Genomic DNA, 11,658 nt, shown 5'->3' with positions numbered 1-11,658 from the left:
CGAGGCCGCGAACGGCTCCAGAAACGGAGCGCGGTACGATTGCATCAGCCCAGTGGCGACGTAGAGCAGGAAGCCCAGGGGCTGCAGGACGACGAACCACAGGCCGCGCTGTGCATCGACCACCGCCACGGTCGATAGCGAGCGGGCCATCATGATTACGCCAACGTAGGCGAGCCCGAGCGGCACGACGTACGCGACGAGCTGGGCGACGATGCGGTAGCAGGCCTCGACCCCATCGGGGGTGTTCGCACCCCAGCCGGCGAGCGCCAGGCCGAGCACCACGAAATCCACGACCACGATGACGTAGAAGAGGCCGAGGCCGAGATCACGTCCGACCAGCCCGGGGCCGAGCGGCAGCACCACCATTGCGAGCGCGACACCCGCGAGCGCCACGACCGGGCCGGCCGGCAGCAGCAACCGGTCGGCGTTGGGCAATTCGAGGGCGTGCTGCAAGTCGGCCCCCTGCGCTGGGCCGGGATCCTGGCCGGCGCGACCGAAAGCGCGCTCGACCACGTGAGTCAGGGCGGTACCCCCGAGCAGGGCGGCGAGGACCGCCAGGGCAGCCGCTATTCCCATCGCAGCCCACCCATGCCCCAGGCGTAGGCGATGCCCGCCGACAGGAGCACGATGAAGACCAGCATGTCGAGGAAGGCGCTCACGCCGATATCGGCGAAGACGACCGCCCATGGGTACATGAAGATCATCTCCATGTCGAAGGCGAGGAAGATGAGTGCGTAGACCGCGTAGCCGAAACGGAACTGCGCCCAGGCCGGGGGAGCGTGGACGGTCCGAGCCGGCGCTCGCGCGAGCGCGGCAGCCGCCAGCAACGCGAGGCCTACGGCCATGACCAGCACCAGGGCTACGAAACCGAAGTCACCGAGGACCGGGCTTTGCGCCGTCATCCGCTCCATCCGCCTCTCCTTCCAGCGGCTCCCGCCCAGGGCTCTCCCTCACATCCGGGAGCCACGTCGCCGTGGCGCCCGGGACGCCAGCGTCAATCCTCCTTGAAAGCTCTCCTGATTTGGTCGTTGAGCGGTTTCGTCAGGTAGGATAGCATAGTCCGCTCGCCGGTCCGAATGAACACCTCAGCCGGCATTCCCGGCACGAGCCTCACGCCCTGGAGCCGCGCGAGCGCCTCGGGCCTGGGCGTGACGTGGACCTTGAAGTAGCTCGTACCCGATTTCTCGTCCGTGATCTGGTCGGCGGCGACGAGGCTGACGGTGCCCTCGACCTCCGGGGTGGTCCTCTGGTTGAACGCCGTCAGCCTGAGCATCGCCGCCTGCCCGCGCTGCACTTGGTCGATGTCCCTCGGGGTCACCTTGGCCTCGATGACGAGGGTGTCGGCCCGCGGCACGACCAGCATGATCGGCTCTCCCGGGTTGATCACCCCGCCGACGGTGTGGACGGCGAGTTGGTGGACCACCCCGTCCTGGGGGGCCCGGATGTCGGTGCGCTTCAGCTGGTCCTCGGCCGCCACCCGCTTCTCGCCGAGTTCGGCGATCTTCCCCTGCACCTCGCCCAGCTCCTTGGCCACCTCGCTGCGCAGGTTCTGGTCGACCTGGATCACCTGGAGCTCGGTCTCCGAGATCTTTCCCTTTGCCTGCGCGATGGAGGCGACGAGCTGCCCGTATTCGCCCTCCAGGCGGGCGGCGTCGCGTTCGAGGGCCGTCACGCGCTGGATCGGGACGAGGTTCTTGCGCCAGAGCTCGCGCACGCCTTCGAGCTCGCGGTTGATCAGGTCGATCTCGCGCTTCTTGGCGGCGACCTGCCCCGTCAGGCCCTGGATCTCCTCGCGAAGCTGCCCTGTCCTTTCCCTCAACTGCGCCTTCTGTCCTGTACGGGCTTCCCGACGAAGCTCGAACAGCCGGATCTCGCCGGCCACGACCTTGCCGGCCTCGGGCTCGGTGCGGCCCCGCTCCCGCAGGGCGGCCGGGAACTTGGCCTGAGCGACCCCGTCGCGCTCGGTCTCTAGGCGCCCCTGCCGCGCGGTCATCTCGATGAGGCTCTTGTCGATGGCCGATAGGTTCGCCCTGGTGACCGTCTCGTCCAGGCGAAGGACGACCTGCCCGGCTCGTACCACGTCCCCGTCCCGGACGCGCAGCTCGCCCACGACGCCGCCGGTGGGGTGCTGCACCTTCTTGACGAAGGAGTCGACCACGAGCGTGCCCGGCGCGACGACGGCGCCGGCGAGTTCGGTGGTCGCCGCCCATCCCCCGAGGCCGCCGGTCAGGAGCGTCGCGGCCGAAAGGCTCAGGAGGACGTGGCGCCGTACGGAGCGGCGGATGTCCCAGGTGGGTGACGCTCTCACGCCGTGGCCTCCTCTTCCTGCGTGGCGTCCGCGCCGGCCACCACCCTCAGCGGCACCGGCCGCTCTCCGACCGAGGCGAGTTCTCCGGCTTCGACCCGGGGCAGCCTGGGCTGCCCCGATGGCGCGCGGGCGGGCGGCCGCTTGAGCACGGACAGGACCTGCTCCTTCGGCCCGAAGGCTTGGGCGCGTCCTTCCGCCATGAGGAGCACGTGATCCACGCCCGCTAGGCCGCTGGGTCGGTGCGCGACGACGACCACGATGCCGCCGCGGGAGCGGACGCCCCTGATCGCGCCGGTCAGCGCGTCCTCGCCTTCGGCATCGAGGTTGGAGTTGGGCTCGTCGAGCACGACGAGAAACGGGTTGCCGTAGACGGCGCGGGCGAGCGCGACGCGCTGGCGCTGCCCACCCGAAAGGGCGGCCCCGCCCTCCCCGATGGGAGTGTCATAGCCATCCGGCAGGGAACACACGAGGTCGTGGGCACCAGCCTGGCGCGCGGCCGAGATGATGTCCTCCGAGGATGCGCCCGGGTCGAACCGTGCGATGTTCTGGGCGACGGTGCCGGCGAAGAGCTCGACGTCCTGCGGCAGGTAGCCGACATGCCGGCCGAGCGCCTCCGGCGTCCACTGATCAAGGGTGGCGCCGTCGAGGCGGATGCAGCCGCGCAGGGGGCGCCAGACCCCAACCAGCGCGCGGACGAGCGAAGACTTGCCCGAACCGCTCGCGCCGATGATGCTGAGGCCCTCGCCGGCCCGGAGGGCGAACGTGACGTCGCGGACGAGGGGACGGTCCGACCCAGGGGCCGCCGCGGTCAGGGTCTCCACGCGGACGCTTTCGCGGGGCGGCGGCAAGGCGACGCCCACGGCGCGACGCGGGAAAAGGGAGAGGAATGCCTTCAGGCGCGTCCAGCCCTGGCGCGCGGCCACGAGTCCCTTCCAGTGGGCGACGGCCAGTTCCACCGGTGCGAGCGCCCGGCCGACGAGGACGGAACTGGCGATCATGATGCCACCCGTCGCTTCTCCCGCTATCACGAGGTAGGCGCCGATGCCGAGCACCAGTGACTGCAGCGTGAGGCGCGCGACCTTGGTCATGGCGCCGAGGCCGCCCGAGACATCGGAAGCGCGGCGCTGGGCGACGAGGTGGCGCTCGCTTGCCTCATCCCAGACGTCGCCCGTGTGCGCCGCCATGCCCATGGCGCGCAACACCTCGGCATTGCGCCGCCCGGCCTCCGCTAGAGCGTTGCGTTGGCTCGCCGCGGCGGCTGCGGCCTTTGAAGGCCGCCGCATCAGGAGGTCCGTCACTAGAGTGATCACCACTAGGAGGAGCGCGCCGCCGAGCACGGCCGACCCGATCCAGGCGTGGAAGGCGAAGCAGAGCAGGAGGTAAAGGGGGATCCAGGGCAGGTCGAACAGGGCGGCGGGACCCGGGCTCGACAGGAAGGCCCGGACTTGGTCGAGGTCGCGGAGCGGCTGCAGGCCGTCGCCCTGCTGTGCTGTGGTCAGCGGCGCTTGCACGACGGCCTCGTAGGTGCGTCGTCCGAGGGACCGCTCTACGGTCGCGCCAACTCGGACTAGCAGCCGGTTGCGCAGAACGTCGAACAGGCCCTGGAATGCATAGAGCGCGAGCGCAATGGTCGCTAGGCCGAGCAGCGTGGGGACGCTGTGGCTCGGCAGCACGCGGTCGTACACCTCCAGCATGAACAACGAGCCGGTCAGATAGAGGACGTTTACGAGGGCGCTCAGCAGGCCGATGGCAAGGAGCGCAGTTCCGGCCCCGCTCGGTAGGCCGCCCTCCTCCATACCCGCTTCGTCACCGGATAGGTTCGACAAACTCTTGACGTGGCTCATCTCGACGGCCCTGACGGCGGAGAGGCCCTCGGGCGGCACGTCCCTGCGGCCCGGGGGATCGTCGGGAAGACGGCCAGCCCGGCCGTCCATGGGAGCGCCCGCAGAAGGACCGCGGGCGCAGGCGTCACTTAGGCCACGTAGCTGTGGTTCGGATCACCTGCCGCCGAACTCGCTGGGTCTTGGAAGATGTATTGCGAGCCGACCGACGTGACCGCAGGATCGTTCACGAAGCCGCCTTGCCTGCCGTCGTCGGCGTTGAACATGAAATCGTCCTGTACCATCTGGCTCTTCGTCAGGCCCTCAAGGAAGATCGACCCGCTGCCCTCGGCCGTCGTCCAGCTGACGAGGACGCCGGTGTGCCCATCATCGTGCGCCGACACCCCGTCGGCGACAGTGACCCGACCGGGTTGGATGTCCCGGAGCGCGATGTGGTCGAAGGCGCCCGGGCCGGCGTCGAAGCCGCCTGTGACCACGTCGTTCCCGGTGTCCGGGCCCACGATGAAAGCGTCGGCGCCGTCGCCTCCGTTCAACTCGTCATTGCCCCTGCCGCCGTCGAGCATGTCATGGCCGGCGCCTGCGAAGAGCTTGTCGTCGCCGTCCTCGCCCATGACGTTGTCGGCCTGGTCGCCGCCGTACAGCCGATCCGAGCCGGCGCCGCCCCTGAGGTCGTCCTGGCCCGCCCCGCCGTCGAGGACGTCGTTTCCGGCGTCACCGCGAAGGTCGTCGTCGCCCGCCCTCCCGAACAGGCGGTCGTTCCCGCCCAGGCCGAAGTAGTAGTCCCTGTCGCCGGTGCCCTGGAACGTGTCGGCCTGACCTGATCCTTCTCTCACGTTGAACTCGTCGAAGCGGAACGTGTCCTCGGAACCGGTGTCACCCCCCGGGTTGGGGGCGCCGAGGTTGAAGCCCTCGTCCTTGGCGTAACTCACGGCCGTGACGTGGTCCGCGTCCGCGCTCGTCGGCTGGATGACCATCCTGTCGTCCGTGAACATGAAGTCGTCCTGCGCCAAGTCCGTCTTCTGGACGCCCGCAAGCAGGACCGAGCCCTCGCCGCCGGCGACGTCCCAACTGATCTTCACGCCAGCGAAGGTGTCCTCAAACCTCAGGTCCTCTGGGTCGAGCCCCCGCACCGCAAGGTGGTCCAGCATGCCGGGACCGGCGGAGAAATCCGTGAGGACGTCGTCGCCGCTATTGGGCGAGACGACGAAAGCGTCGCCGCCGGGACCGCCGGTCAGGACGTCGTTGCCTGGACCTCCTTCGAGGTCGCCGTGCCCCCCGCCCTCTTCGAGGTAGTCGTTCCCCTCGGCGCCCCGCAACGCGTCGGCCGCCCCGCCGGCGATCAGGACGTCGTTGCCTTTGCCGCCATCGAGGTGGTCCATGCCGTCGCCGCCCAGGAGGACATCGCTACCCTTGCCGCCCTGAAGGTCGTCGTCCTGACCTCGACCGGAGAGGTAGTCGCTCCCGTTCCGCCCGAACGCGATGTCCATCTGGCCGGTGCCGGAATAGGCGTCGTGGCCGTGCCCGCCGATATACAGGCGGTAATCGCCGAAACTCTCCTGGATGTCCTGGTCGTTCGCAGGGGCTTGATGGTGCGGGCGATGCGTCATGAAGCGTGTCCTCCTGCCGATAAGCCAAGAATGGGGTGACGACCTGGCGGTGATGCGCGATGGTGCATACCCCTAGAGGGTAGACAAACATAACACCCGATGCGTGGCTCCGTTTCATCGCGGCTCCCGAAAGGGACGGTTTGACGCACTGCGGGTTTCCCTCCCAGAGAGCAGTTGCATCGGCATGCTCCTGCGGTTCGCCGCCACGGCAGCCAGGATACAAGGATCCGGGTTCGTGAGCGAAGTCCGGGAACTGAACCCTGGTAGGGTATATGGCGATGGGTCATGCGTTTCATCGCGCCCAAGCGGCTCCCTTCTTTCTCGGGAGACGGATGCACAGGGAACGGGGTCAACAACGCCGAGCCCATCGGGGAACACGCGACCGACCCCTGTTCAGGGAGCGGGCCGGTGAGCCGGAGCTATGCGGGAGAATGGGTGACGCGGTTTGGATGAAGGCGGCGTATCGAGGCGGGTGTCGAGCCTGCCAGAACCTCTCGTTGAGAGCGATACGCCATAACCTCTCGTTGAGAGCGATACGCCATGAACAGCCCTACCAACATCGTCCGACTTCGTCAGCCTGAAGAAATCGACGATCCCCTGACCGAGGTGCTGCGGGCCGGGGCCCGCCGCTTGCTCGCCCAGGCGGTCGAACTCGAGGCCGAGGCCTTCCTGAGCGCAATGCAGGATCTGCGACTGCCGGATGGCCGTGCCCGGCTGGTGCGCCACGGGCACGGCCCCGAGCGCGCGATCCAGACCGGCATCGGCCCGGTGCCGGTGACGCGGGTGCGCATCCGCGATCGTGGCGCGACCAACCCCGAGGAGCGGATCCGGTTCTCCTCGGCCCTGCTGCCGCGCTGGGCGCGCCGCACCCGCAGCCTGGATGCGTTGCTGCCGGTCCTGTACCTGCGCGGGATCTCGACTGGCGACTTCCAGGAGGCGCTCGCGGCCCTCCTGGGCAAAGACGCCCCGAACCTGTCGCCGGCGGTCGTGACGCGGCTGACCGCGACGTGGGCTGACGAGTACACCCGCTGGCAGGCGCGCGATCTCTCGGCGCGCCGCTACGTCTACGTCTGGGCCGACGGGGTCTACCTGCAGGCGCGGATGGAGGAGCAGGCCGAATGCATGCTGGTCCTGATTGGCGCCACGCCGGAAGGCAGGAAGGAGCTGATCGGCTTCCAGGTCGGCGTGCGTGAGAGTGCGCAGAGCTGTCGGGAACTGCTGGTCGATGTGAAGCGGCGCGGGTTGTCGGTGGCGCCGACGCTGGCTGTGGGTGACGGGGCTCTGGGCTTCTGGAAGGCGCTGGACGAGGTCTTTCCCGGCACACGACACCAGCGCTGCTGGCAACACAAGACGGCCAACGTCCTCAACAAGGTACCCAAGTCGCTCCAATCGGCGATGACGGCGGATCTGCGCGAGATCTCCGGCGCGGCCACGCGGGCGCAAGCCGAGGTGGCGATGGACGTGTTCGTGGAGAAGTACGGGGTGAAGTATGCCCGTGCGACCGAATGCCTGACGAAGGACAAGGAAGCGCTGCTGGCGTTCTACGACATGCCAGCCGAGCATTGGGATCATCTGCGAACGACGAACCCGATCGAGAGCGTGTTTGCGACGGTCCGGCACCGGACGGTGCGCACGAAGGGGGCGCTCTCGCCGACGACTGCCAAGCTGATGGTGTTCAAGCTCGTGATGGCCGCGGCAAAGACTTGGCGGCGGCTGACGGGCGAGAACCAGTTGCCGAAAGTGGTGGCCGGCGTCATCTTCCGGGACGGGACCGAGGTCACCGCGAGCCCTGATCACCGCGCCGCCTGACCGACCTCGTCACCCAAATCCCCGCATAGCTCGGTGAGCCGTTCGCAGTCTCGTTAGACCACGCCGCACGCGTCGCCTGCCGCGGCTTCGAGGCCGCGCGGCCCGAGACCTTGATCCGCCTTCACCCCGCCTTGATCATGCCCGCTCCCGGCACATCAGTCGACATAGTCGGAGCGGGACCACGGTGCGCGTGTTGTCGTAGAGCACCTCGCGCGGCGCGCCCCCGAAGGCCAGGAAGGCGTTCTCGTGGGCGGCGATCAGCGCCTCGAGGCGCTCGTCGGTGACGAACTCGAGGTAGGCCGCCCGGCTCCAGCCCAGCGTCGCCACGAACACCGAGAGCCGGTCGGCGCCGCGCCGCATCACCGCCCAGTCGACCTGCATCTGCTCGCCCGGCGCGGTCTCGAACCGCACCGTCGGCTGCGGGGCCGGCGCCGGCGTCAGGCCGGCGACGAACTCCTTGAGCATCGTGTAGCCGCCCGCATAGCCCCGCTCGCGCAGCTCGCCCAGCAGCACGCTGGCCGGGATACGCTCCGGCGCCGCTGCCGCCAGACGTTCCACCACGTAGCCCTTGAACGGATCGAGCTTGCCCGGTCGGGGCGGTCGCCCCTTGTAGCGTGCCGCCGCCTCGTCGCGCAGGTAGCGCCTCACCGTGTTGCGCGACAGACCTGTCGCGCGGGCAATCTCGCGGATGCCCTTCCCATGCCGATGCAACACCCGGATCTCCAACGCTGCCTCCTCACCCACCATCCGGGCCTCCTCCCGCAGAAGGAGCCCAGCCTACGGCCTGGGTCAGGATTCAAGCGGCGACCGGGTCAGTTTCACGGCTCTCCCTCTCTTTTGGTGCAGAAGCATCCTGCCGATGCTCATGAACCTATTGAAGAGCTTGGGGATTTTCGGCTGCCGTTATGACGCAAGCAGGTGCCTGCCGGTGTGAAGCGGCGCACTTCGAAAACCTCAGTCCGCGCAGAGCGTTACATCAATCGGAAAGCCTCCAATTGCACCAAAAGAGAGGGAGAGCCAGTTTCACATCGGCGGCTACACCAGCACGTGCGTCGCGTCAGTCCGTTGCCGCCCTCCCGAACGAACGAGGTTGCGGGCGCGGGCAATCTCGAGGACGGCGTCGAAGAGCAGGTGCTCGGCCCGGCCAGCGACGAGGCGCGTCCGGAACTCGCAGAAGACGGAGGCGTCGAAGCCAGTGTCGCGGTCGTACTTCGTAGCTTCTTGTGGCGGCGCTCCGCTTTCTGTGGTCGCCCAATATGTCCGGCAACAACGAGAAAATGTGCGAGCTCCCCGGCCTGAAGGCCGCGGTTTCTAGGAGATTTTGATGATCCACGGGAACTCTGGGCCGGCGGCAGACCGTCATGGTCCAAGCGGGACCGCGCCTACAGGTGCTATCGGGTGAGTCGCTTCTCCACCCCGTCGCTGCTGTTCGAGAGCACCATCCTCGACAGGACTAGCAGGAAGAGTTCAACGTGGTGCACCGACTGGTCGTGCGATGGCCAGTACCCCCTTGAGGCCTGTTCCAAAGCGCGCGATGGTCTCGCGATGCCCGCGCAATTCGCTGTAGGGCAGGTAGCGGAGGTCCAACTCGCTCACCCGCGAGAATGCCGGCCTGGCGAACTGCGCCCGCACATCGTCTTCCCGGTTGTCGGGCGCGACGAGGAAGAAGTTGCGGGCTGTTCCGCCCTCGACGCCGAGCGCTAGGTCAAGCATCCGCACGATACCGGAGTAGATGCTCGTCGTGTGCTCGACCTCGAACGCCGCCGCCACGTCGCGGCTGGCCGCATCTAACCAGATCACGTCAATGAGCCGGACGGTCTCGGCGGAGCCGTTCGCGGTCAATCGCCCAGGCAGCCGGTCGAGGCAGCCGTCGGACAACCTTCCGCCAGCGTAAGGACGGCTGCCGTCGTTTGAGGCGACCCAGACGTCGAAACCGAGAGCGAGCCCGAGGTCCCGGAGCCAGCCCTGGATCTCGGTATGGGTGTGGTCTGCCTCGCTCGCGGCCTGCGCCGCTTTCGAGACGGCGCAGGCCGCCTCGGCCCGCACGCGTTCGAGATCCTCCCGCCACCGCTCCAGCGCCGCGGTGGCATCACGCTCGGGAAGCGGGTAGCGCCCCGAGCCGACGTCGAAGAGGAAGCCGGCTACGGCGCCGAGATCGTTCGACAGAAGCGTCCGGTGGGCGGCGTTGAGGGCCAGGATGCCCTGACGCATCGCGAGGTACTCGTCCCACTTGCCGAGCTTCACATTGGCGCCCATGAGCCCGTTAAAACCTTTCACGATGGCAGTGTTGAACGGGGGAGCCACGGTCGGGTGCAGGAAGTACAGCAGGTTCGCCGCGGCCGGGCCGAGCCCCTTGATGCGCGACTGGTCGAGCGTTCGGATCGCCGCCAGGACCTGCGCCTCGGCGTTGCAGCACAGGCAGGTGTCGAGGAAGCGCCCGAAGACCAATTGGTTCGACCGATCCTCGTATATGTCGGGGATTCGGAGCTTGGGCTTCCAGAGGAAGGCATGGTCGGCGCCCTTGAACACTTGGCGCTGCTCGGCGATGGAGGCGACGACGGTTTCCAGCGACGAGCCGCGGTAAGCGTTGCCGAAGGTGTCGGCCCGAATCTCGTCGATGACCGCCTGGATGCCGCGCCGGATCGAGCGGAAGTTCTTGATGCGCTCCTCCCACAGGAACCAAGTCTGGTAGGAGGCGCCGGGGTCCTCGCGCCAGTGCCGGACGAGGTTGCCGATCCAGGCGTCGTTCACGTTCGTCATGTTCGGGAGCTTGGTGGTCGTGGTTCCCGAATATGCCCGGTTGGGACATTGGGCACCACAATGCTGGGAATGGATGGGCAGGGTTTCCCGTGATAATTGGAGGGTGTCGCAACCGTGCAACGGATGCGAGAGCCGTACATGGCGGCGGAACGCGTGCGCCCTGGTGGGATGCAGATGTGGTGCCGCGGCGGTGGAACCAAGAGAAACCTTCGAAGATCGGGCCAGAGGCTCATCAGTTGCAGTAGTTAGGATTTGATCCGACAGACGGTGTCTCGAAGCTGCGGCGCAAGCCGAGGCCGGGCGCGGAGTGGTCGGGGAGCGCAGCGCCCGGCCTCGGCGTTCGAGAGGACACCGACCATGACGAGGGACCAGAAGGTCATCCGCGGCAAGGTGGGGTTGTTGGAGCTGGCCAAGCAGCTCGGCAACGTCAGCCAAGCCTGCAAGATGATGGGCTACTCGCGCGACAGCTTCTACCGCTTCCGCGAGCTCTACGAAACCGGCGGCGAGGTCGCTCTGCAGGAGCTGAGCCGGCGCAAGCCGTTGCTGAAGAACCGCACGGCACCGGAGCTGGAGGCGCTGCTTGTGGAGCTGTCGCTGGATCTGCCCGCCTACGGACAGTGGGATTGGGATTGGGATTGCCCCGGATCGGGGTTCGTGCTCGCTTTGCGTGGATCAGGCTGCCAGCACCATGCGGCGCTTCAGTAGATCAAGGCCTGCCCGTCCGTAGCATTGGCGCTTGATCAGCTTGAGCCGGTTGATCTGGCCTTCGGCCTGGCCGCTGCTCCAGGGCTCCGCCAATGCAGCCCGGACGGCCGCGATGTCCGCCTTCAGTCCCGAGGCGAACGTCGCGATCGCACCTGGGACACGATCCTCACGCTAACCGTCGATACAGTTGCACAACGTCGAGAGGCCGATCCCGACATCGGCGGCGACATCGCATCGGGAAAAGCCGCCTGTCTGCGCCATTCGCAGTGCCTCAGCGCGAGAATATTTCGTAAATATATACTTCATATTTACCATCAAATTCTCCTCATTAATGAAAAAAATCTTCACTTTCTTAAGGCAAATTTAATTTACGCGATGATGTGGCTATAAAAGTGTTGCGGGTTCGCGGCCGGGTGAATTGTGCGGGAGCAGAACCAGCTCCTCGCCACGTGCTTCCAACTCCCCATTGCGAACAAAGCATGAAAAGTGGGGCGACAGAGGCCATTCCGCGGCCCGCAGTCGAGTTTGCGACACGCCCCGAATGGAGCGGGTATTGCTCTACTAAGCCAAGTTGAGGGTTATCGAGGGCGCTGCTGTGACAGATCGAGACACTTCGTTCCCCCGGCGC

Annotated in this window: 8 protein-coding genes and 3 pseudogenes; 2 read left to right on the top strand and 9 right to left on the bottom strand. The window is 67.2% G+C overall.

Translation table 11 applies throughout. From position 1 onward, the window contains the following. The 5 genes from VQ02_RS26755 to VQ02_RS39840 all read right to left on the bottom strand — a co-directional run. Positions 1 to 576 (bottom strand): NADH-quinone oxidoreductase subunit H (locus tag VQ02_RS26755; protein WP_048447289.1); only part of this gene is annotated, 576 nt, incomplete at its 3' end. Continuing rightward, on the bottom strand, positions 567 to 902 hold the full coding sequence (locus tag VQ02_RS26750; RefSeq protein WP_053080564.1) for an NADH-quinone oxidoreductase subunit A: 336 nt from the start codon (positions 900 to 902) through the stop codon (positions 567 to 569). The genes VQ02_RS26750 and VQ02_RS26755, both read right to left, overlap by 10 nt. Before the next feature lie 92 nt (positions 903 to 994). Beyond that, positions 995 to 2,308: an HlyD family type I secretion periplasmic adaptor subunit gene (locus VQ02_RS26745; protein WP_048447283.1), complete on the bottom strand. Its 1,314-nt coding sequence runs from the start codon at positions 2,306 to 2,308 to the stop codon at positions 995 to 997. After that, positions 2,305 to 4,104, bottom strand: a complete 1,800-nt coding sequence (locus VQ02_RS26740) for a type I secretion system permease/ATPase (protein ID WP_048447288.1) — start codon at positions 4,102 to 4,104, stop codon at positions 2,305 to 2,307. Before VQ02_RS26740 ends, VQ02_RS26745 begins: the two co-directional genes overlap by 4 nt. A 176-nt stretch (positions 4,105 to 4,280) precedes the next feature. Beyond that, positions 4,281 to 5,756 carry a calcium-binding protein gene (locus VQ02_RS39840; protein ID WP_048447282.1) on the bottom strand — a complete coding sequence of 492 codons (1,476 nt, stop codon included), beginning with the start codon at positions 5,754 to 5,756 and terminating at the stop codon, positions 4,281 to 4,283. Positions 5,757 to 6,296: 540 nt separating this feature from the next. Here VQ02_RS39840 and VQ02_RS26730 point away from each other — a divergent pair. Next, entirely contained in the window at positions 6,297 to 7,565 is a 1,269-nt protein-coding gene (locus VQ02_RS26730; protein ID WP_048447281.1) for an IS256 family transposase, read from the top strand. Between the two features lie 135 nt (positions 7,566 to 7,700). Here the strand turns inward: VQ02_RS26730 and istA are convergent, their stop codons facing one another. Further along, positions 7,701 to 8,312, bottom strand: a complete 612-nt coding sequence (istA, locus tag VQ02_RS26725; RefSeq protein WP_048447280.1) for an IS21 family transposase — start codon at positions 8,310 to 8,312, stop codon at positions 7,701 to 7,703. Positions 8,313 to 9,032: 720 nt separating this feature from the next. Further along, positions 9,033 to 10,325, bottom strand: a complete 1,293-nt coding sequence (locus VQ02_RS26720) for a hypothetical protein (protein WP_048447279.1) — start codon at positions 10,323 to 10,325, stop codon at positions 9,033 to 9,035. A 357-nt stretch (positions 10,326 to 10,682) separates the two neighbouring features. On the opposite strand from VQ02_RS26720, the pseudogene VQ02_RS26715 reads away from it, so the two are divergent. Next, positions 10,683 to 10,943: pseudogene (locus VQ02_RS26715) on the top strand (helix-turn-helix domain-containing protein); the annotation flags it as partial. A gap of 54 nt (positions 10,944 to 10,997) precedes the next feature. On the opposite strand, the pseudogene VQ02_RS36150 reads toward VQ02_RS26715, so the two are convergent. Both VQ02_RS36150 and VQ02_RS39460 read right to left on the bottom strand, forming a co-directional pair. Then, positions 10,998 to 11,177: pseudogene (locus VQ02_RS36150) on the bottom strand (ISL3 family transposase); the annotation flags it as partial. 27 nt (positions 11,178 to 11,204) lie between these two features. Continuing rightward, positions 11,205 to 11,345: pseudogene (locus VQ02_RS39460) on the bottom strand (transposase); the annotation flags it as partial. Between the last annotated feature and the right edge of the window lie 313 nt (positions 11,346 to 11,658).

This window comes from Methylobacterium variabile, from assembly GCF_001043975.1.
GTDB classification, from domain to species: Bacteria; Pseudomonadota; Alphaproteobacteria; order Rhizobiales; family Beijerinckiaceae; genus Methylobacterium; species Methylobacterium variabile.
This window is presented reverse-complemented; position numbering and strand designations above follow the sequence as displayed.